18 protein-coding genes are annotated in these 20,910 nt (G+C 62.8%); 7 read left to right on the top strand and 11 right to left on the bottom strand.

The window, feature by feature from the left end:
* The 3 genes from ACESMT_RS15000 to ACESMT_RS14990 form a co-directional block, all read right to left on the bottom strand.
* Positions 1-1,590: acyl-CoA dehydrogenase (locus ACESMT_RS15000; protein WP_372827395.1), on the bottom strand; the 1,590-nt coding region annotated here is incomplete at its 3' end.
* 118 nt (positions 1,591-1,708) lie between these two features.
* Positions 1,709-2,641, bottom strand: coding sequence for an electron transfer flavoprotein subunit alpha/FixB family protein (locus tag ACESMT_RS14995; RefSeq protein ID WP_372827393.1), 933 nt, complete (start codon positions 2,639-2,641; stop codon positions 1,709-1,711).
* Between the two features lie 119 nt (positions 2,642-2,760).
* Positions 2,761-3,510 (bottom strand): electron transfer flavoprotein subunit beta/FixA family protein, encoded by a 750-nt coding sequence (locus tag ACESMT_RS14990; RefSeq protein WP_372827392.1) that lies wholly within the window; start codon positions 3,508-3,510, stop codon positions 2,761-2,763.
* A gap of 388 nt (positions 3,511-3,898) precedes the next feature.
* Between ACESMT_RS14990 and ACESMT_RS14985 the strand changes: the two genes are divergently transcribed.
* From ACESMT_RS14985 to ACESMT_RS14975, 3 genes are all read left to right on the top strand, one after another.
* On the top strand, positions 3,899-4,909 hold the full coding sequence (locus ACESMT_RS14985) for a TRAP transporter substrate-binding protein (RefSeq protein WP_372827390.1): 1,011 nt from the start codon (positions 3,899-3,901) through the stop codon (positions 4,907-4,909).
* Positions 4,910-4,980: 71 nt separating this feature from the next.
* Positions 4,981-5,466, top strand: coding sequence for a TRAP transporter small permease (locus ACESMT_RS14980; RefSeq protein ID WP_372827389.1), 486 nt, complete (start codon positions 4,981-4,983; stop codon positions 5,464-5,466).
* Entirely contained in the window at positions 5,463-6,755 is a 1,293-nt protein-coding gene (locus ACESMT_RS14975; protein ID WP_372827388.1) for a TRAP transporter large permease, read from the top strand. The genes ACESMT_RS14980 and ACESMT_RS14975 overlap by 4 nt, the downstream gene beginning before the upstream one ends.
* Positions 6,756-6,777: 22 nt before the next feature.
* Here the strand turns inward: ACESMT_RS14975 and ACESMT_RS14970 are convergent, their stop codons facing one another.
* From ACESMT_RS14970 to ACESMT_RS14960, 3 genes are read right to left on the bottom strand one after another with little or no spacing between them, the layout of a single operon-like run.
* Positions 6,778-8,100 (bottom strand): mechanosensitive ion channel family protein, encoded by a 1,323-nt coding sequence (locus ACESMT_RS14970; protein WP_372827387.1) that lies wholly within the window; start codon positions 8,098-8,100, stop codon positions 6,778-6,780.
* On the bottom strand, positions 8,088-8,864 hold the full coding sequence (locus ACESMT_RS14965) for an enoyl-CoA hydratase (RefSeq protein WP_372827396.1): 777 nt from the start codon (positions 8,862-8,864) through the stop codon (positions 8,088-8,090). The genes ACESMT_RS14970 and ACESMT_RS14965 overlap by 13 nt, the downstream gene beginning before the upstream one ends.
* A gap of 23 nt (positions 8,865-8,887) precedes the next feature.
* Positions 8,888-9,838, bottom strand: a complete 951-nt coding sequence (locus ACESMT_RS14960; protein WP_372827386.1) for a histone deacetylase family protein — start codon at positions 9,836-9,838, stop codon at positions 8,888-8,890.
* A gap of 30 nt (positions 9,839-9,868) precedes the next feature.
* On the opposite strand from ACESMT_RS14960, the gene ACESMT_RS14955 reads away from it, so the two are divergent.
* The 4 genes from ACESMT_RS14955 (at position 9,869) to mltB (ending at position 15,798) form a co-directional block, all read left to right on the top strand.
* A complete protein-coding gene (locus ACESMT_RS14955; protein WP_372827385.1) occupies positions 9,869-10,789 on the top strand; it encodes an AAA family ATPase in 921 nt (306 codons plus the stop codon).
* Positions 10,790-10,871: 82 nt separating this feature from the next.
* A complete protein-coding gene (locus ACESMT_RS14950; RefSeq protein ID WP_372827384.1) occupies positions 10,872-11,873 on the top strand; it encodes a DUF58 domain-containing protein in 1,002 nt (333 codons plus the stop codon).
* 718 nt (positions 11,874-12,591) lie between these two features.
* Positions 12,592-14,580 (top strand): transglutaminaseTgpA domain-containing protein, encoded by a 1,989-nt coding sequence (locus ACESMT_RS14945; protein WP_372827383.1) that lies wholly within the window; start codon positions 12,592-12,594, stop codon positions 14,578-14,580.
* 90 nt (positions 14,581-14,670) lie between these two features.
* Entirely contained in the window at positions 14,671-15,798 is a 1,128-nt protein-coding gene (gene mltB, locus ACESMT_RS14940; RefSeq protein WP_372827382.1) for a lytic murein transglycosylase B, read from the top strand.
* A gap of 12 nt (positions 15,799-15,810) precedes the next feature.
* Here the strand turns inward: mltB and ACESMT_RS14935 are convergent, their stop codons facing one another.
* The 5 genes from ACESMT_RS14935 to ACESMT_RS14915 form a co-directional block, all read right to left on the bottom strand.
* Complete coding sequence (locus ACESMT_RS14935; RefSeq protein WP_372827381.1) at positions 15,811-16,629, bottom strand: transglutaminase domain-containing protein; 819 nt, start codon at positions 16,627-16,629, stop codon at positions 15,811-15,813.
* Positions 16,630-16,831: 202 nt separating this feature from the next.
* Complete coding sequence (locus tag ACESMT_RS14930; protein WP_372827380.1) at positions 16,832-17,791, bottom strand: alpha-E domain-containing protein; 960 nt, start codon at positions 17,789-17,791, stop codon at positions 16,832-16,834.
* Between the two features lie 16 nt (positions 17,792-17,807).
* Entirely contained in the window at positions 17,808-17,969 is a 162-nt protein-coding gene (locus ACESMT_RS14925) for an alpha-E domain-containing protein (RefSeq protein ID WP_372827379.1), read from the bottom strand.
* Positions 17,969-19,495, bottom strand: a complete 1,527-nt coding sequence (locus tag ACESMT_RS14920) for a circularly permuted type 2 ATP-grasp protein (protein WP_372827378.1) — start codon at positions 19,493-19,495, stop codon at positions 17,969-17,971. Before ACESMT_RS14920 ends, ACESMT_RS14925 begins: the two co-directional genes overlap by 1 nt.
* A gap of 100 nt (positions 19,496-19,595) precedes the next feature.
* Positions 19,596-20,910: DNA internalization-related competence protein ComEC/Rec2 (locus ACESMT_RS14915; protein WP_372827377.1), on the bottom strand; the 1,315-nt coding region annotated here is incomplete at its 5' end.

Below are 20,910 nucleotides of genomic sequence, written 5' to 3'. Positions count from 1 at the left end.
CAGGTTGCCGGCCAGCATCAGGTAAGGCACGCTGCCGGAGAACACCGCGTTCGGCGAAGCCTTGGTGTTGCCAGCGACAAATTCCACCACATCAACAAACGCTTCGCGCGCAGCCTTCAGGCGTTTGGCAACGGTCTTCGCCGCAGCGCCTCCCTGTTTGATCAGCGCTGCTTCGGTTTTTTCAATCTGGCCGGCAATGCCCTTGGCGGTCTGGCCGCCGTCGCGCGCGGTTTTGCGGCCGACCAGGTCGTTGGCCTGGATGGCAGTGGTGCCTTCGTAAATCGTCAGGATCTTGGCATCGCGGTAATACTGCGCGGCGCCGGTTTCCTCGATAAAACCCATACCGCCATGCACTTGCACGCCGAGTGAGGTGACTTCCAGGCTCATCTCGGTGCTGTAACCCTTGACGAGAGGCACCATGTATTCGTAGAACGCCTGGTTCTGCTTGCGCACGTCGGCATCGGGGTGGTGGTGCGAAGCGTCATACGCCGCCGCAGCCACCGACGCCATCGCACGGCAGCCTTCGGTGTAGGCGCGCATGGTCATCAGCATGCGCTTGACATCGGGATGGTGAATGATGGGTGCGCTCGCATTGATGGAGCCGTCAACCGGGCGGCTCTGCACGCGGTCTTTCGCGAAGGCCACAGCCTTCTGGTAGGCGCGCTCGGCAATCGCAATGCCCTGCATGCCGACGGCGTAACGCGCCGAGTTCATCATGATGAACATGTACTCGAGACCCCGGTTTTCCTGGCCGACGAGGTAACCGACCGCGCCGCCGTGGTCACCGTACTGCAACACGGCGGTCGGGCTGGCCTTGATGCCGAGTTTGTGTTCGATACTCACGCAGTGCACGTCGTTGCGCGCGCCCAGCGCGCCGTCCTGGCCGACCATGAACTTGGGCACCACAAACAGGCTGATTCCCTTGACACCTTCGGGCGCGCCGGTCACACGCGCCAGCACCAGGTGGACGATGTTCTCGGCCATGTCGTGTTCACCGTAGGTGATGTAGATCTTGGTGCCAAAAACCTTGTAGGTGCCGTCGGGCTGCGGCTCGGCCCGGGAGCGAACCATCGCCAGGTCAGAGCCGGCCTGCGGCTCGGTCAGGTTCATGGTACCGGTCCACTGACCGCTGACCAGTTTTTCAAGATAAGTCGCCTTGAGTTCGTCGGAGCCAGCCGTCAGCAGGGCTTCAATCGCACCGTCCGACAGCAGCGGGCACAGCGCAAAACTCATGTTGGCCGAGTTCAGCATTTCGCCGCAAGACGCACCTATGGTTTTGGGTAGGCCCTGGCCGCCAAAGTCCAGCGGATGCTGCAGTCCCTGCCAGCCGCCCTCGGCGTATTGTTTATAGGCTTCCTTGAAGCCGGGCGTCGTCGTGACCACGCCGTCCTTCCAGCTTGAAGGATTTTTATCGCCTTCCCAGTTCAGCGGCGACAGGACGCCTTCATTGAACTTGGCGCATTCTTCGAGCACGGCCTGGGCGGTGTCAAAGCCGGCTTCTTCAAAGCCCGGAATCTGCGCCACCGCATCGATGTCGGCCAGGTGCTTGATGTCAAACAGCATGTCCTTGAGGGGGGCTTTGTAACTCATGTCTTGTCTCCAGTGTGTTGTCATCCCGGACCCGATCCGGGATCCATGCCGCAGGTAGCAACAGGGATAGTGATCCAGCACGAATGGCGGGTCAGGCCCGCAATGACAGTTGTTTGTTTTACAGCGCAGCGACCAGTTCCGGTATCGCCGTGAACAGATCGGCCTCAAGGCCGTAATCGGCAACGCCGAAAATCGGCGCTTCGGCGTCCTTGTTGATCGCCACAATCACTTTGCTGTCCTTCATGCCGGCCAGATGCTGGATCGCGCCGCTGATGCCTGCGGCGATGTAGAGCTGGGGGGCAACAATCTTGCCGGTCTGGCCGACCTGCCAGTCATTGGGCGCGTAGCCGGCATCGACCGCAGCGCGCGAGGCGCCAAGCGCAGCGCCCAGCTTGTCGGCCAGCGGTGTCATGACTTCATTGAATTTTTCTGCACTGCCCAGCGCGCGGCCACCACTGACGATGATCTTGGCAGCCGTCAATTCGGGGCGGTCACTCTTGGCGATTTCGCTGCCCACAAACACGGACTTCCCGCTGTCGGCCTCGCCGCTGACCACGTCAATTGCGGCAGAACCACCCGAAGCGGCAGCCGCATCAAAACCGGTGGTACGCACGGTAATGACCTTGGTGGCGTCCAGACTCTGCACAATGGCAATCGCGTTACCGGCATAAATCGGGCGCTCAAAGGTGTCCACCGCATCGACCTTGGTGATGTCGGAGATCTGGCCGACATCGAGCAGGGCCGCGACACGCGGCGCTATGTTTTTGCCCGACGCTGTGGCGGGAAACAGGATATGGGAATAGCTGCCAGCCAGCGCGATGACCTGGGCGGCCATATTCTCGGCCAGACCGTGTTCAAAATGCGCGCCATCGACATGGATGACCTTGGCGACGCCGGCGATCTGGCTGGCGGCCTGGGCGGCGGCACCGGCATTCAGCCCGGCAACCAGCACGTGCACGTCGCCGCTGCACTGGGCGGCTGCGGTCACGGTGTTAAGCGTGGCGGGACGGATGGTGGCGTTGTCGTGTTCTGCGATGACGAGAGATGTCATGAATGGGCTCCTGTTGGGGTGGTTGTCATCTTGGCCCCGGATCAAGTCCGGGGTTTCAATATCCACGGCGGCTCGCCAGCATGGATGGCGGGTCAGGCCCGCAATGACAGGGATGATTGTTAGATGACCTTGGCCTCGTTCCGGAGTTTGTCCACCAGCGTGGCAACGTCGGGCACCTTGATGCCGGCGCTGCGCTTGGGCGGCTCGCTGACCTTGAGCGTTTTCAGGCGCGGCTTGACATCGACGCCAAGGTCTTCCGGCTTGAAGTTGTCGAGCTGCTTTTTCTTGGCCTTCATGATGTTGGGCAAGGTCACGTAACGCGGCTCATTCAGGCGCAGGTCGGTCGTGATGATGGCCGGCAGGCTCAAGGACAGGGTTTCCATGCCGCCATCAACCTCGCGCATGACCACGGCCTTGCCGTCGGCCACATCCACCTTGGAGGCAAAGGTCGCCTGCGGCCAACCCAAAAGCGCCGCCAGCATCTGGCCGGTCTGGTTGCAGTCGTCGTCAATCGCCTGCTTGCCCAGGATCACCAGCTGCGGCTGCTCTTTTTCAACCAGGGCCTTGAGCAGCTTGGCGACGGCCAGCGGTTGCAACTCTTCGGCGGTTTCGACCAGGATGGCGCGGTCGGCGCCTATGGCCATGGCGGTGCGCAGGGTCTCCTGGCACTGCAAGACGCCGCAGCTCACGGCAATCACCTCGGTCGCCACGCCTTTTTCCTTGAGGCGCGTGGCTTCTTCGACCGCGATCTCGTCAAACGGATTCATGCTCATCTTGACGTTGGCAATGTCCACACCAGTGCCGTCGGACTTGACGCGAACCTTGACGTTGTAATCGACAACACGTTTGACGGGGACCAGGACCTTCATGAGAGAACTCCAGAGTTTATTGATTGACGTTCAGATTGACGTTCACGTAAAGCGCTTGATTCTATGCTGCGCCTGCACAACACTCCTCCGAATAAGTCACGCGCAGAGTGTGGGAGTGATTACACCGAACAAAAATAGAACGATCGTTCTATTTTATTATAAATAGCTCTTGCACCGGAATTAGAGCCCCAAGCCCAATGCATTGTTGCCTCGGCGACAAATGGAGCGGCAATTAACAGACCGGGGGGTCGGTTAATTGGGGTAAGTAGGGACAGACTGCAGCAGATCGCTGACATACAGTACCTGTTCCGAATGAAGCGATGGCTCAAGCCACCGATTCATCCCCAAAGAGTCATCTGGTCAGTCTGCTGACCATTCCGGAGCCTTTATGAATATCAAGCCCATCGCCGCCGCGCTGCTGACTGTCTGCAGTGGTTTTGCCTCTGCACAGACCGTGCTGACCGTCTCCAGCTGGTTGCCGCCTACCCATACGCTGAGCATGGCGCAGAAAGAATGGTGCGACCTGCTGGAGAAAAACACCACCGGCAAAATGCGGTGCAATATTTTGCCCCGCGGCGTGACGGCGGCACCGGGCACGCTGGATGCGGTGAAAAACGGCCTGGCCGATGTGTCCTATACCGTGCATGGCTACACACCCGGCCGTTTTCTCTACGCACAGATGGCCGAGTTTCCCTTCCTGGGCAACACCTCCGAGCCGATTTCCGTGGCCTTCAACAAGGTGGCCATGAAGAACCCGCAATTCCTGGACGAGCACCAGGGCGTGAAGGTCATCTCCTTCTTCACGCATGGCCCGGGCATTGTGTTCAATACCAAACGGCCAGTGACCAACGTCGAGGAACTTGGCGGCCTGAAATGGCGCGTGGGCGGCGGCATGGTCAATGAAATCTCCAAGGTGCTGGGCATGAATGTGACGCTCAAGCCCGCACCAGACTCGTATGAGCTGCTGTCTGGCGGCGTGATGGACGGCACCCTGTTCCCGGCGGAATCGACCGAATCCTTCAAGATCGACAAGCTGATCAAACACGCCACCACCTTCCCCGGCGGGTTGTACAACACCAGCTTTGTCTTCATGATGAACCAGGCCAAGTACGACAAGCTCAGCGCCGACGAAAAGAAAGCCGTCGATGCCATCTCGGGCGAAGTCGCGGCGCGTATCTACGGCCGAGGCTGGGACAAGGTGGACCGCCGCGCCATGGGCCTGATGCAGGCCAACAACGTGCAGATCGTCAAGGCCGATGCCAAATTTGTTGCCGATGTCAAGGCAAAAACTGCACCGCTGGAGCAGAAGTGGATCAAGGATGCCGAAGCCAAAGGCCTGAAGGATGCAGCCAAGGTGCTGGCCGAGTTCCGCGCCGAGATCGCCAGACAGGAAAAGTAAACCCCGGGTTCGCCTTTGCAGCGCGGCCTCATGGACAATGAGGCCGCGCTTTTTATTGATTGAGACAAAGATTGAACAAGCTTGTTGAAACGGTGTGCGGCCTGTTGGCCGCGGTTGCCCTGTTTGCCATCATGGCGCTGACTTTTTTTGACGTTGGCGGGCGCAAGCTGCTCTCCAACTCGATTACCGGATCGCTTGAGCTGACCGAGTTGCTGATGGTGGTGGTTATTTTTGCCGCCCTTCCGCTGGTGTCAATCCGGGGAGAACACGTGGTGTTCGATTCACTGGATCACTACCTGCCAGCGGGCCTGCGCAAGATACAACGGGCAATCATGCAAGCCATCTGCGCCGCCGCGCTGCTGGCACTGGGCTGGCTGATGTGGCAAACCGGCGGGCAGTACCTCGAGACCGGTGAAACCACGGCTCAGCTGAAAATCCTCAAGGCACCGTTCATCTATGGCATGGCCGTGCTGTGTGCTGTCGCAGGGTTGATTCACCTGCGCTTGATGTTCCGGCCCTCGCCTGCCGAAGAGGCCGGCGAAGGAGTCACCCTGTGACCGAAGCCCTGATTGGTTTTGCCGCCATTTTTGTGCTGGCCCTGATGCGCCTGCCGCTGGCCTTTGCGATGGGACTCGTCGGGATTGTCGGTATGGGCCTCACGCGCGGCTGGCATCCGGCGCTGGCCAGCACCGCCCAGGTGGTGCACGAGACCGGCTTTGCCTACACGCTGTCGGTGATTCCGCTGTTCATCCTGATGGGCAACTTCGTCGCCCGCGCCGGGCTGGCGCATGAACTCTTCCACGCCGCCTACGCCTTCATCGGCCACCTGCGGGGCGGCCTGGCCCACGCCACCATCGCCGCCTGCGCTGGCTTTGGCGCCATTTGCGGCTCGTCGATTGCAACAGCAGCGACCATGAGCAAGGTCGCCTACCCATCGATGAAAAAGCTCGGCTACAGCGACTCGCTCTCCACTGGGGTCATCGCGGCTGGTGGCACGCTGGGCATCATGATCCCTCCTTCGACGATCCTGGTGATTTATGGCATCGTGACGGAGACCAATATCGGCAAGCTGTTTGCGGCCGGCGTGATCCCGGGCATCGTGATCGCCCTGCTGCTGATGGTCGCCGTGCTGTTCATGACTTTCATGGACCCGGAGCACGCACCGGCCGGCGAAAAAACCGGCTGGCCCGAGCGCTGGGCGGCATTGCGCGGCATCTGGGGCGTGCTGCTGCTGATGGTGCTGGTACTGGGCGGCATTTACGGCGGTGTGTTCACGGCGACCGAGGGCGCAGGCATTGGCGCCGCCGGCGCCTTCCTGTTCGCCCTTGCCCGGCGCCGCCTGACCTGGAAAAGCACACTGGAAGTGCTGGTGGAATCCGCCCGAACCACCGCCATGCTGTTTACCCTGTTGATCGCGGCAACCATTTTTGCCAACTTCATGAACTTCACGTCCATGCCGTACGACCTGAAAAACCTGATCACCCAGTCAGGCCTGTCGCCGCTGATGGTGGTGGTGGCCATGATGACGATTTACGTGCTGCTGGGCACCGTGATGGAAGAGCTGACCATGGTGCTGCTGACCATTCCGCTGTTTTTTCCGATTGTGGTGTCGCTGGGCTTTGACCCGATCTGGTTCGGCGTACTGATCGTGATGGTGATCCAGATCGGGCTGATCTCGCCGCCGGTAGGCATGAACCTGTTCGTGCTCAACACCTTGTTGCCGCAGGTCGGGCTGGGCAGCATCTTCCGGGGCACCTGGCCGTTTGTCTTCATGCAAGTCGTGGCACTGGGCCTGCTGCTGGCCTTCCCGTGGCTCAGTCTCTGGCTACCGTCGCTCATGAAGTGAACTTTCAGCGGCGCGCTGCACGTCATGGCCGTTTCCCCTCCAGCCCATCCTGCCCCGCATGACTTGCCTGAACCCGGGTATGAATCACCCGTTGTGGATAAGGAATCTCAATGCCGTGCCCGCGCAGCAATTGCAAAATGACCAGGTTGATTCTTGAGCGCAGGTTCTGCTGCCCGTTTTCAGGATCAGTCATCCAGTAGTTCAGTGTGAACTCCAGGCCGTCCGCGCCGAAATTTGTCAGATTGACACCGGGCGCTGGATCGCGCAACACACGGTCCTGGCTGAGTGCGGCCTCGGCCAGCAGGGACATGACCAGTTCGACATCGCTGTCGTAGCCGACGGACACCACGGTGGACTGCAAAATCCGCGGATCGGCAAGCGACAGGTTCTCAATGCGATTGCTGATGAACATCTCGTTGGGGATGATGGCCTCGCGCCCACCCAGCGAACGCACAACGGTGTAGCGCGCATTGATGTCGGTGATGCGGCCCTCAAAATCATCCACGCGCACGTTGTCCCCGATGCGCACGCTGCGCTCGGCCAGCATGACGAATCCGCTGACGTAACTGGCTGCCAGCTTCTGCAAGCCAAAACCAATGCCCACCCCGATGGCACCCCCCAGAACCGACAGCGCTGTCAGGTCAATCCCGACCGCTGACAGCGCCACCAGCAAGCCAACAAACACCAGCAGCGCACGCACGGCATTGCTGGCCGCCTTGCGAAGCGACAACTGCCCGCCCGTCGCTGACCTGAGCAGCCGCGACTCGATGGCAGCGGAGATCCACAGCGCAAGCAGCAACACAATGCCGGCCGTCAAGGCGCCTTCGATCATGGTGCGCACCGACAGCGTGGCACCGCCGACTTTCCAGCGGATGTCGTCCAGTTCTTCAAGCACCAGGGGCAGCAGGCCGCTGACCCATAGCACCATGGCCACCCAGGCCAGCCAGGAAATACTGCGCTCCAGAGACCTCACGAAAGGCGCGTTCACGAACACCACCTGCAACACCTTGACACCCAGCCGGATCACCGCCAACGCGACCAGCACCGGGATCGCGATTTTGAACACCGCTACCGGCAGCCAGCGCGCCAACAGCATGAAGGAGAGGTAAGCCAGCGCCAGCAGCACCATGGGAAACATCACGCCGTCAATGATCTGCCGGCCAAACCATATGGAGCGTTCGTTGGGCAGGCCGCTGGCGCGGCGCACCAGCCAGACCAGACCCCAGGCCAAGCCGACGCATACAAGTAGCGCGGCAAGCTCGGCCAGCGCGCTGGGTTGCGTGATGCCAGCCAACCAGGCGTCGATATCTTCAATCCTGGGGGTGGGTGCTCCTACGCGGGCCATTGCGGCTTCCTTTTTTCGATGAAGGCCTGTACGCCCTCCTGCGCAACGGGGTGAACCATGTTGCAGGCCATGGTCTGCCCGGCCAGTTGGTAGGCGGCGGCGATGCCGGTTTCACGCTGCTGGTAGAAGAGTGCCTTGCCCATTGCCACGGCCTCGCGGGGTTTGGCCAGGATGGACTGCGCCATGTCTTCGACGGCGGCATCGAGCTCTTCGAGCAGCACCACCCGGTTGACCAGGCCGCGCGCACGCGCTTCTTCGGCTGTGATGAAGCCACCGGTGAGCAGCATTTCCATGGCCTGCTTGGCGGGAATGTTGCGCACCAGCGGCACGCTGGGCGTGGCGCAAAACAGTCCCGCGTCGATACCGTTGACGCCGAAGCTCGCCTGGCTGCCGGCAATCGCCAGGTCGCATTGCGCCACCAGTTGGCAACCGGCCGCCGTAGCCACACCCTGCACCCGCGCCAGCACCGGCACCGGCAGGCTCTGGATGGACAGCATCACCCGGGTGCATTGGGCAAACAGCTTCTGGTAGTACGCCAGCTCGGGCTGCGCGCGCATTTCCTTGAGGTTGTGCCCGGCGCAGAACGCCTTGCCCTGCGCGGCCAGCACCACCAGACGCGCCTGCGGGTCCGCAGCCACCGCGTCCAGCGCGGACTGCAGGGCCACCAGCATCTCTTCGCTCAGCGTATTGAAGGCCTCTGCACGGTTCAGTGTCAGCCGGTTTACGCCGCGTTCATCACGCGTGTGCAGGACGGCGTCGGACATCATCTGCATCCCCCTCTCCCGGACTACAAATCAGCCAGCACACGGATGTGCGCTTCCACGCTGCGTGCCAGGGCCTTGAGGTTGTAGCCCCCTTCGAGCGAGGAGACGATACGCCCGCCGGCATGGCGTTTGGCCACATCCTTGATGCGTTGGGTGATCCAGGCGTAGTCCTGCTCGGTCAGGCCCAGCTGGCCCAGGTCGTCGTCGCGGTGTGCATCAAAGCCGGCGCTGATGAAAATCATCTGGGGTTTGAAGGCTTCCAGGCGGGGGATCCACAACGCCTCGATCATCTCGCGTACGGCCAGGCCTTTGGTGTAGGCGGCCACCGGGATGTTCACCATGTTGTCGCCCCCCTGCATTCCGCCGTGCGGATAAAACGGATGCTGGAAAAAACTCACCATCAGGATGCGGTCATCGCCGCGGATGATGTCTTCCGTGCCGTTGCCGTGGTGCACGTCGAAGTCGACAATCGCAACGCGCTTCAACCCGTGGCGCTCAAGCGCATATTTGGCAGCAATCGCGACATTGTTGAAAAAACAGAAACCCATCGCCTTGTCGTGGCAGGCATGGTGGCCGGGTGGTCGCACTGCGCAGAAGGCGTTTTCAACCTCGCCGGCCATCACCGCATCGGTCGCTGCCAGCGAAGCGCCGGCGGCGCGCAGCATGGCGTTCCAGGTGTGTACATTGAGCGCAGTGTCCGGATCCAGTTGCGCGTACTGGGGCCCGCCTGCGTTCAGGTCGTCGGCGAGCTGGTCGCCCAGGCCGCGGATGGCCGCAATCATCATGCGGTCATGCCCCAATTCGATGTCGCCCAGCGAGGCCAGTGGCGCCTCGCGCCGGTCCAGCGCATCGCCGACACCTGTCATCAAGAGGTGATCCTCGATGGCATCTAGCCGCTCCGGACACTCGGGATGACCCGGACCCATCTCATGCTTGCGGCAGTCGGCGTGGGTGTAATACGCGGTGGCATTCATATCGAAAAATTTTGCGGTAAGGTTGATGGCATGAATGCAAAACAAAAAATTCAGGCACTGCTGAGCCAGCTTAACACGGTCATTGTGGGCAAGCCCGTCCAAGTACAGGACTGCGTGGCCTGCCTGCTGGCCGGGGGGCATTTGCTGATCGAGGACGTGCCCGGTGTCGGAAAAACTACCCTGGCGCACGCCTTGTCGCGCTCGTTCGGCCTGCAGTTTTCGCGCGTGCAGTTCACTGCCGACCTGATGCCCAGCGACCTGACCGGCGTGTCGATCTATGAGCGGCAGAAGGAGGGTTTTGTCTTTCATCCTGGCCCCGTGTTTGCCCAGGTGCTGCTGGCCGACGAAATCAACCGCGCCAGCCCGCGCACGCAAAGCGCGTTGCTCGAAGCCATGGAAGAAAAACAGGTGACCGTGGAAGGCGAAACCCGGCCGTTGCCCGTGCCTTTTTTTGTGATCGCCACGCAGAACCCGCACGACCAGCTGGGCACCTACTCCCTGCCCGAATCGCAGCTGGACCGTTTTCACATGCGCATCTCGCTGGGCTACCCGGACCGGGCCGCCGAACGCCTGTTGCTGGGCGGCAGCGACCGCCGCGATATGGTGGAAAACCTGGACACCCTGCTCACACCGCGCGATCTGCTGGAGCTGCAGCAGGAGGTACAGCAGTTGCATGCTGCGGAGCCACTGCTCAACTACCTGCAGGATCTGATTGCCGCCACGCGATCCGGCCAGTGGTTCCTGCAAGGCCTGAGCCCGCGCGCAGGCATTGCCGTGATGCGCGCCGCGCGCGCGCAGGCATTTCTGAGCGGCCGTGACTATGTAGCCCCCGACGACATCGTGGCGGTGCTGCCGCAAACAGCGGCGCACCGGCTGGTTCCCGTCACCAATGCCGGTCGCGGCTCGGTCGAGCAGGTGCGGGCCATGCTTGAGGCCGTGCCTTTGCCATGAGAGATTTCTGTCATTGCGGACTTGATCCGCAATCCACGACCACCGCAGCCTGGATTCCGGCGCAAGGCCGGAATGACAGCGCATGAACGCAGCCTCCCTCAATCCCTTTATTTTTGTTCGTGCCCGGTTCCAGCTATGGTGGCAAAGCCGCCTTCCACTGAGCGACAGCGTGCTGCTGACGCAACGCAACGTCTACATCCTGCCGACGCGGCCCGGGCTGATGCTGGCGCTGACATTGATGGTGTTGCTGGTTGCCTCCATCAACTACCAGCTCAACCTGGGCTACCTGCTGACCTTTTTGCTGGCAGGCAGCGCCATCACTGGCATGCATGTGTGCCACGGCACACTGCGCGGGCTTGCCATGAATTTGATAGCACCCTCCGCCCAGTTCGCGGGGGCTCCGGCCATTTTTGACGTCAAACTCACGAACACGCGGCGGTCCGCACGCCATGGCATCGGCCTGAGTGTGCTGGACACCCCTGGCGCGCAGGGCGGCCCGCACTGGGCCTGGACCGATGTGCCAGCCCAGGGCAGCGCCACGGTGCAGGTGGCCTTCATGCCCGCGCGGCGCGGCATGCACCGCCTGCCTACCCTGACCGCCGAAACACGTTTCCCCCTGGGCACGTTTCGCGTCTGGACCATCTGGCGGCCCGCCGCACAGCTGTTGGTCTATCCGGCACCCGAACCCGAACCTCCACCCCTGCCGCCGGGCGAGCCACGCGCGGGCGCGGCGAGCGCTGCAGCGCGCGTGCAAAGCAGTGGCGAGTTCGACAGCATACGCAGCTACCGGCGCGGCGACCCCCTCAAGCTGGTGATGTGGAAAAAAGCTGCCAAGGCAGATGAGCAGGGCAACGGCCTGGTGGTACGCGACGCGCAGCAGGCCCAGCGCCACGAACTCTGGCTCGACTTCGTACAGGCCGGCTCGCTGGACACCGAAGCGCGGCTCTCGCGCCTGTGCGCCTGGCTGCTGCAGGCCGACAAGCTCGGCCTGAGTTATGGCCTGCGCCTGCCGGGCGTGCAGATCAAACCATCCAGCGGGGAGGCGCACAAACGCTTGTGTCTGGAAGCGTTGGCTTTATGTTGACCAGCGCCAGCCCCCCTGCACGCGGCGCTACTCAGCCCTCTGTCATTCGGGTTGAGCCTATCGAAGCCTGTGCAAGCTTGCGGCTCGGTAGGTCATCCAGCAAGCCGGGTCTCGCCCCGGCGGGCGAGGCACTTTTCTTTGCGTCGCCAAAGAAAAGTACCCAAAAGAAAGGCGACCCGATGGTCTGGGTCCCTCCGCTTCGCTACGGGCAACCTGCGGTGCTCGCCGAAAGTGGGGTCGAGCTCGAACTCGCTGCGCTCAGACAATCGCTCGCCCTGATCCACTTTCGGCTGCGCTCCTCGGCCCAGCCCGACGGGTGGCGAAACGAAACCGGATGCGGGGAGGCGAGGACGCGCATAGCGCGTCCTCGCCGGAGCCCGATTGCGTACCCGAATTCGTTCCCGAACCGGCACCCGACCCCACCACCCTTCTGTCTGCGCCGAGGAACGCAGGGCCAGACGGATCAGGGATCGCGATTGTCTGAGTCGAAGGCGAGTTCGAGCGAGACCCCGGCTGGACCGAGCACCGCAGGTTGCCCCGGCGCGAAGCGCCGGGGACGCAGACAGCAGGGTCGCCTTTTCTTTGGTGACTTTCTTTTGGCGAAGCAAAAGAAAGTTACTTGCCGCCGGGCAACCCCCGGCTTGCTGGCGCACCACAAGCATCCGATCACACAGACAATCTCTCGTGGGGGTAGCCGTTGCTAGCCCGCCTCAAGACTTTGCCCCGCGACACCCGCGACACCCTGTTTCTGCTGGCTGTCATCACCTGGGTGCTGCTACCGCAGGTCAGTCACCTGCCTTGGTGGTGCAGCGCGATGGCGGCGGCGATGCTGCTGTGGCGCGGCAAGCTGGCGCTGGGCAACCAGGCCCTGCCGAACAAGTGGTGGCTGCTGGGCCTGCTGGCGCTGGCCGTCGGGGCCACGCTGCTGACCCACAAGACCTTGCTGGGCCGCGATGCGGGGGTCACACTGATCGTGATCCTGCTGGCGCTCAAGACGCTGGAGCTGCGCGCCCGGCGCGACGCCTTTGTGGTGTTTTTCCTCGGCTTCTTCACCATGCTCACCAATTTTTTCTACTCCCAGTCGCTGCTGACGGCCTTCAGCATGCTGCTGGGCCTGCTGGGCTTGCTGACCGCGCTGGTCAATGCGCACATGCCGGTGGGCAAGCCGCCACTGCTGCAAGCCGCAAAAACAGCCGGCTGGATGGCACTGCTGGGTGCGCCGGTGATGGTGGTGCTGTTTTTGCTCTTTCCGCGGCTGGCGCCGCTGTGGGGCACACCCACAGACGCGATGACCGGACGCAGCGGCCTGAGCGCCAGCATGCAGGTTGGCACCATCGCGCGCCTGGCATTGGACGACAGCATCGCCATGCGCATCGCCTTTGAAGGCCAGCCGCCGCCACAGCGCGACCTGTATTTTCGCGGCCCCGTGCTGTCCAGCTTCGACGGACGTGAGTGGCGACCGTCATCGGATTCGCGCTTTCCGTCGCGCTACAAGCTAGCCGACAACCTGAGCGTCGAGGGGGCGTCCCTGTCTTACCAGGTCACCCTGCAGCCGACCAGCCGCCCCTGGCTGTTTGTGATGGAAGCCGCCGCCGAGAGCCCCGCCGTGCCAGGCTACCGCACGCGCATGAGCAGCGACCTGCAGTGGCTCACGGACCGGCCCATCACCGACATCGTGCGTTATCAGGTGCAAAGCAACCCGGTGTTCCGCCATGGGCCGGACAAGCAGGAAGTCGGCCTGCAGGAGTTTGTCGAGTTGCCGCCGGGTTTTAATCCGCGCACGCTGGCGCTCGCCGCCGAGATCCGGCGCGATCCGCGCTATGCGCAGGCGGACAGCCGCGCGCTGGTCAAGGTGGCCATGGAGCGCCTGCGCACAGGCGGCTACCTTTACACCCTGGAGCCGGGCGTTTACGGCACCCACACCGCCGACGAGTTCTGGTTCGACCGCAAGGAAGGATTTTGCGAACACATCGCCTCGGCCTTCGTGGTGCTGATGCGGGCTATGGATGTGCCGGCGCGCATCGTCACTGGCTACCAAGGCGGCGAAATCAATTCCGTCGACGGCTTCTGGGTCTTGCGCCAGAGCGATGCGCACGCCTGGACCGAAGTCTGGCAGACCGGCCAGGGTTGGGTGCGGGTGGACCCGACCTCGGCGGTGTCACCGGGACGCACTGGCGCTTTCCAGCGACTGGCCGCGCCTCAGGGCCTGGTGGGCCAGGCACTGGGCAACCTCAACCCCAACCTGTCGGCCCAGTTGCGCGCAGCCTGGGAGGCGGTGAACAACCGCTGGAACCAGTGGGTGCTCAACTACACGCAAGGCAAACAGCTCAACCTGCTTAAAAACATCGGCTTTGAGTCACCGAGCTGGGAAGACCTCAGTTACCTGCTGATCGGCATCGTCGTCCTGGTGAGTCTGGCTGGCGCCGTCTGGGCCTGGTGGGAAAAAGTCCAGCACGACCCCTGGCTCCGGCTGCTGGCCCGCGCGCGCCAGCGATCCCACCGCGCCGGGCTGGCCAGCAGCGCTGCAAGCTCGCCGCGACAGTTGGCCCTGCAGGCGCTGCAGCAGCATGGCAGCCAGGCTCAGCCGTTGCACGACTGGCTGCTGCGGCTCGAAGCCCAGCGGTATGCCGCGTCGTCCGCCGCCGGTTCAGCCACCACCCTGCCCGGGCTGAAAAAGCAGTACGCAGAACTGCGCTGGCCGGTTTAAGCCCTCGTCCCACAAAGGCAGTACCGGCCTGGCGCGATACTGTCGTTTTACCCTCACCCTCCTTTCTGTTTCAGGAAGCGCATTTTTCGCATGAACCTCTCCCTCCTGTCCTCGCTTGCCGCATCCCGCCGCTGGATCGCTCCTCTTTTGATAGCTGCTTGCGCAGGTATGGCGGGCGCTGCAGTCGCAAAAGACCCAAAGATCCGAAAAACCAGCAATGCAGGCACGGCGCCCCAGGAGCAGTTGTATGCGAGCCGCCCCGAGGCCATGCGTTTTGCCGATGATCTGGCCAGCCGGCGCGACCTGGACCCCCAGTGGGTGCGAGAGACCCTGGGCCAGGCCCGCCATCTGCCGACGGTGGTACGCCTGATGCAGCCGCCGGCCAAAACCTTCACCAAGAACTGGCGCGTGTACCGCAGCCGCTTCATCGACCCGGTCCGCATTGCCGCTGGCGTGCGTTTCTGGCAGGACAATCAGGCGGCGTTGGCCCGCGCGGAAGCGGAATACGGCGTGCCGGCCGAGATCATCGTGGGCATCATCGGCGTCGAAACCATTTACGGCCGCGTCACCGGCAAATTCCGGGTGCTGGACGCGCTGGCCACGCTGGCTTTCGATTTTCCGGCGTCGCATCCGCGGGCGCGCGAGCGCAGCGAATTTTTCAAGGGTGAGATCGAGCAATTCCTGACCCTGCAAAGCCGCCTCAATGCCGACCCGTTTGCCGCGCTCGGCAGTTATGCCGGCGCCATGGGGATGCCGCAGTTCATGCCGTCGAGCCGCAACAAATACGCGGTGGACTTTGACGGCGACGGCAAGATTGACCTGTGGGGCAGCCCGGCCGACGTCATCGGCTCGGTCGCCAACTACTTCAAGGCCTTCAACTGGCAGCCCGGCATGCCCACGCATTACCCCGTCCGTTTCGACACCGCGACCCTGGACATGGATGCGCTGATGGCGCCCGACATCCTGCCCACCTTCAGCGTCGCCAGCTTCGCCGCCAGGGGCGCGGTGCTGGAGGGCCAGGCCCTGCAGCATACCGGCCGGCTGGCACTGGTGGAGTTGCTCAACGGCGACCCCAACAACGGCGGCAGTGCACCCATCTATGTCGCTGGCACCGAGAACTTCTACGCGATCACGCGCTACAACTGGAGCAGTTATTACGCGATGGCGGTGATCGAGCTGGGCCGGGAAGTGGCGGCGCGTAAAAACAGCGCCAGCTAAAGCCGCTCGGCCTCACACCGGCTGGATGGTGATTTCCACCGTCATGCTCTCTTCGCCGCCACCCTGGCGCACACCCTTGATCGGTGGACAGGCGTTGTAGTCGGTGCCCATGGCCAGGCGCACATGGCGTTCGTCGATCAGGCAGCTGTGCGTCACGTCGATGCTGACCCAGCGGCGCGCTGCCACGTCCAGGCACACATCGACCCAGGCATGGCTGGCCAGGTCAGGCTCGTTGGCGGCGTAAAAATAGCCACTGACGTACCGTGCGGGGTAGCCCAGGCTGCGGCAGATGGCCACCATCACATGCGCCTGGTCCTGGCAAACGCCCTCACCCGCCTCGAAGGCCTCCAGCGCCGTGGTGGTCACATTGGTACTGTTTTTTTGATAGCTGACTGCGCCCGCCACGCCCAGGCTCAGGGCCAGAAGCGCCTGCAAATCTGCAGTCCCGTCGATGCTTTGCGGGATGAACCGCCGCCCAAACTCCGCCAGCCTGAAATGCGGCTCGGCCAGGTGCGTGGCGCGCAAGAAGAAATAGGGCGGCGGTAGTGTTGGCTCATCGGTGAATTCGGCAATGCCGAGTGTCTCCACATCGCCGGCCGCATTGACCAGGCTCCAGCGCACGTTGTCGCTGTCCTTGCCGACAAAGGTGTAGGCGTTGATGGTGTTGCCAAAGGCATCGCGTTGTGCAAACAGTTTTTCCGGTGCGCCCAGGCTCCAGAAGAGCACGGTCTGCGCAGGCCCGGACTGCGGCGTCAGCCACAGCGTCTGCAACGCGTAACGCAGCGGCTCCGTGTAGCGGTAGTCGGTGACATGTCGGACATGTAACTTCATGAGAGTTGGCCCCCACGGTCGCTCACTGCGTGTAGCTCCCTGCCCCCCAAGGGGGCCTCTGCGCCTGCAGACTGGCAGAGCCAGATCCGCGGCCCCTGCTTGAAAAGAGAAGAGCCCCTGCGGTCGCACACTTCATTCAGCTCTCGCACCCCCGAGCGGATCAATTTCGGGGAGGGCAGCGCAGGGAGCGGTTGTGTGATGCTCAACTGGTGGCCGGCACAAGGAAATCCCGGCTGATGTGGGCGCCGAGTTCGTTGACGCGGTCCAGGAACTGGGTCAGGTAGGCATGCAGGCCGGTCGCCAGGATTTCGTCAATGCGGGCGTACTGAAGATCGGCATGAAGCTTGCCGGCGCAGCGCACGGTGTCGCAACCCGCGTCATCGGTTACCAGCTTGAGGTTGTTGACCACCTCCTGCAGGCTGGCGGCCAGTGAACGCGGCATGTCGCCGCGCAGGATCAGCAGCTCGGCGACGCGCTCAGGCTTGATGACATTGCGGTAAACACGGCGGTAGATCTCGAACGCGCTGACGCTGCGCAAAATAGCGCTCCAGTGGTAGAAGTCGTACTCTTGGTCCTTTTCGCTGGCCGCGCCATAGAAGTCGCTCTGCACCGCATGAAACTTCACATCGACCAGGCGCGCGGTATTGTCGGCACGTTCCAGAAACGTGCCCAGACGCATGAAATGCAGGGCTTCATCCTGCAGCATGGTGCCGACGGTGACACCGCGCGACAGATGCGAGCGGAACTTCACCCATTCGAAAAACTGGCCCGGATCACGCTCGAACTCGCCCTGCCGCAGCATGCGGAATATTTCCAGGTAGGTCTGGTTTTGCGTCTCCCACACCTCGGTGGTCAGGGTGCCGCGCACCGCCCGCGCGTTCTCACGCGCGTTTTTCAGGCAGGAGATGATGCTTGATGAATTTTTTTCATCACGCACCATGAAGTCCATCACGTCGCGCACATTGACGCCGCCGTATTTGCTTTCGTAGGCGGGCGACAGCTCGCTGATGCTCAGCAGCCCTTTCCATCCCATCTGCGCCACAGCGGTCGATTGCGGCAGGAGCGAGGTCTGGTAGTTGACATCGAGCATGCGCGCGGTGTTTTCGGCGCGCTCGGTGTAGCGTGACATCCAAAAAAGGTGATCGGCGGTTCTTGACAACATTTATTTCTCCTTGGCCTCAAACACCGAAAGCGCTGGCGCGCTTTGCGTGTTTTGGTGATGACCTCACAAGCGCTGCGCGCAATTGATGAGTCATCCCCGCGAATGCCTGCGGCATGTCGCCAGCGCGCTCGGTGTAGCGGGACATCCAGAAGAGATGGTCAGCAGTACGGGACAGCATTATCTGACCCCTGCCAGCGACTGGCTTTGCGACTGCCCGGCCTGCGACTGCGACTGCGAATCTCCCGTTCCGTGGCTGTCGTCCTCGAGCACCCAGGTGTCCTTGGTGCCTCCGCCCTGGGAAGAGTTGACGACCAGTGAGCCGTCCTTCAGGGCAACCCGGGTGAGGCCGCCCGGCACCATCTGCACGGTTTTTCCGCTGAGCACAAAAGGCCGCAGATCAATGTGGCGGGGCGCGATGCCGCTTTCGACATAGGTCGGGCAGGTCGACAGGCTCAGCGTTGGCTGGGCGATGTAGCCCGCCGGGTTGGCCATCACCGCCTTGCGGAAGTTTTCGATCTCGGCCTGCGTCGACGCCGGGCCCACCAGCATGCCGTAGCCGCCAGCGCCGTGCACTTCCTTGACCACCAGGTCCTTCATGTTGGCCAGCGTGTACTTCAGGTCGTCCGGGTTGCGGCACATGTAGGTCGGCACGTTTTTTAAAATAGGCTTTTCACCGAGGTAAAACTCGATCATCTTCGGCACGTAGGGGTAAATCGACTTGTCGTCGGCCACACCGGTGCCAATGGCGTTGCACAACGCGACGTTGCCACTGCGGTACACATTGAGCAGGCCGGCGCAGCCCAGCGTCGAGGTCGGACGGAAAGCCAGCGGATCGAGGAAGTCGTCGTCCACACGGCGGTAAATCACATCAACCCGTTTGGGGCCGCGCGTGGTTCGCATGTAGACGAAGTTGTCCTTGACGAAGAGGTCTTGCCCTTCGACCAGTTCCACGCCCATCTGCGGGGCCAGGAAGGCGTGTTCGAAGTAGGCCGAGTTGTACATGCCGGGCGTCAGCACCACCACGGTCGGGTCGGCGCGGTGGGCCGGCGAGTTATCGCGCAGGGTTTCGAGCAGCAGGTCAGGGTAATGCGCCACCGGCGCCACCCGGTTTTCACTGAACAGGTCGGGAAACAGCCGCATCATCATCTTGCGGTCTTCCAGCATGTAGCTTACGCCGCTGGGCACACGCAGGTTGTCTTCAAGCACGTAGTACTCGCCCTCGCCCTGCGCATTGGGTGCGCGCACGATGTCGATGCCGCTGATATGCGAGTAAATGTTGCCCGGTACCTCGACGCCCATCATCTCGGGGCGGAACTGCGCGTTCTGGAAAATCTGCTCGGACGGAACCACACCCGCCTTGACGATCTCCTGGTCGTGGTAGACATCGTGAATGAAACGGTTCAGCGCGGTGACGCGCTGAACCAGGCCACGTTCCATGCTGTCCCACTCGTGCGCCGGGATGACGCGCGGGATCAGGTCAAAAGGAATCAGTCTTTCAGTGCCGCCGGTTTCAGAGTTGCCGTCGTCCTTGTCGCCGTACACGGCAAACGTGATGCCAACGCGGCGAAAAATCATCTCGGCTTCTGCGCGCCTGGCCTGCATGACCGCATCGGGCTGCCTGGCCAGCCAGCGCTGGTAGCTCTGGTAATGCGCCCGCACGCCAGCGTCGGCGGTATTCATCTCGTCAAACTTCGGTCCGCTCATCGGCTTATCTCCGTCAGGGTTCTTCTGCATCGCCTGCCTCCAGGCAGGCACCCTAGCTTAGCAAGTATTAAGCCAGTCGTTTGCAGGAAGTCGGCCTTTTTCAAGGCCCGGGACGATGATGCCAGTAGCGCGGTTCCGCCTGGCGCTGGCAGCTGATGGCCGCTGGCCGCTCGCTCATCCATCGGGCTGCACCGCATTCGGGTGAAGCCACAACCAGGGCGCCGCGCTCGCGGTAGCGCGCAAGCACAGGTGGCGCTGGATGGCCGAAGCGGTTGCGATAACCGGCCTGAGCCAGGGCCAGCCTCGGCTGCACCGCATCGAGAAAAGCCGGGCTGGACGAGGTTTTGCTGCCATGGTGCGGTATGAGCAGAACATCGGCCTGCAGGTTCACGCCCGCTGCAACCAGGCGCTGCTCTTGGGCCAGTTCGATGTCGCCGGCCAGCAGGGCGCTGTTGCTGCCGTTGGCCACGCGCAGCACACAACTCATGGCATTGGATTTTTGCGGCGACTCGTAATCGCCCGCCAGAGGGTGCAACACCTCAAACAACACCCCGTCCCACACCCAGCGCTGGCCGGCCGCACAGCGCACAGACTTTCGCAGGGTCTGCAGAGGGTGCCCGTCTTCAATCGAGCTGAGCAGCGCGGCCTGCGGCTGCATCGCCAGAACGGCCGGCGCACCGCCGATGTGGTCGCTATCGCGGTGGCTCAGCATCAAGGTGTCCACACGTTCACCCAAAGCCCGAAGCAAGGGCACCAGCACGCGGTGCCCGGCATCGCTTTCGCGCGAAAACCGTGGCCCGGTGTCGTACACCAGGGTGTGGCCGGCGGTCCTCACAATCAGGGCATTGCCCTGCCCCACATCCGCCGCGATCACCTCGAACTGGCCGCTTGCTGGCCGCAAGGGCTGCCAAAGCAGCACCGGCAGCATCAGCGGCAGGCCCAGCAGGCGCCAGTGCCAGGGCAGGCGCATGGCCAGCAGCAACCCGCCGGCGACACCCGCCGCCCCACACCACAGCGGTACCGCCGCCACGCTGATGCTGGCCAGCGGCCAGCGCGCCAGCCATTGCAAAAAAAACATCAGCGCGGCCACTGCCCACGCCGCCATGTCCCACAACGGTGCCCAGATGACGCCCAGCATGGTCAGCGGCGTCACGAGCAAGGTCACCCAGGGAATCGCCAGGCCATTGGCCAGCAGACCGACCAGCGAGACCTGGTTGAACAGCAGCAGCGACAGAGGCGCCAGTGCCAAGGTGACCACCCATTGCTCCCGCATCATGGCCCCCACGCTTGCCGCTGCGCGTGCTGCGCTGCCCCCCGAGGGGGCTGTGCTTGCTCGGGGCGGCCCTTCGCTGCGCACGATGGCCCCCACGCTTGCCGCTGCGCGTGCTGCGCTGCCCCCCGAGGGGGCTGTGCTT

Origin of the sequence: Polaromonas sp. (assembly GCF_041689105.1) — a bacterium.
In the GTDB taxonomy this organism is placed as follows: domain Bacteria; phylum Pseudomonadota; class Gammaproteobacteria; order Burkholderiales; family Burkholderiaceae_C; genus Polaromonas.
The sequence above is the reverse complement of the archived record's forward strand: the minus strand, read 5'-3'. Positions and strand labels throughout refer to the sequence as shown.

Bases quoted from the DNA above. Each gene is read 5' to 3' on its own strand.
- ACESMT_RS14995 (WP_372827393.1), bottom strand. From the start codon at position 2,641: ATGACATCTCTCGTCATCGCAGAACACGACAACGCCACCATCCGTCCC.
- ACESMT_RS14990 (WP_372827392.1), bottom strand. From the start codon at position 3,510: ATGAAGGTCCTGGTCCCCGTCAAACGTGTTGTCGATTACAACGTCAAG.
- ACESMT_RS14985 (WP_372827390.1), top strand. From the start codon at position 3,899: ATGAATATCAAGCCCATCGCCGCCGCGCTGCTGACTGTCTGCAGTGGT.
- ACESMT_RS14970 (WP_372827387.1), bottom strand. From the start codon at position 8,100: ATGGCCCGCGTAGGAGCACCCACCCCCAGGATTGAAGATATCGACGCC.
- ACESMT_RS14965 (WP_372827396.1), bottom strand. From the start codon at position 8,864: ATGTCCGACGCCGTCCTGCACACGCGTGATGAACGCGGCGTAAACCGG.
- ACESMT_RS14960 (WP_372827386.1), bottom strand. From the start codon at position 9,838: ATGAATGCCACCGCGTATTACACCCACGCCGACTGCCGCAAGCATGAG.
- ACESMT_RS14955 (WP_372827385.1), top strand. From the start codon at position 9,869: ATGAATGCAAAACAAAAAATTCAGGCACTGCTGAGCCAGCTTAACACG.
- ACESMT_RS14950 (WP_372827384.1), top strand. From the start codon at position 10,872: ATGAACGCAGCCTCCCTCAATCCCTTTATTTTTGTTCGTGCCCGGTTC.
- mltB (WP_372827382.1), top strand. From the start codon at position 14,671: ATGAACCTCTCCCTCCTGTCCTCGCTTGCCGCATCCCGCCGCTGGATC.
- ACESMT_RS14935 (WP_372827381.1), bottom strand. From the start codon at position 16,629: ATGAAGTTACATGTCCGACATGTCACCGACTACCGCTACACGGAGCCG.
- ACESMT_RS14930 (WP_372827380.1), bottom strand. From the start codon at position 17,791: ATGTTGTCAAGAACCGCCGATCACCTTTTTTGGATGTCACGCTACACC.
- ACESMT_RS14925 (WP_372827379.1), bottom strand. From the start codon at position 17,969: ATGCTGTCCCGTACTGCTGACCATCTCTTCTGGATGTCCCGCTACACC.
- ACESMT_RS14920 (WP_372827378.1), bottom strand. From the start codon at position 19,495: ATGAGCGGACCGAAGTTTGACGAGATGAATACCGCCGACGCTGGCGTG.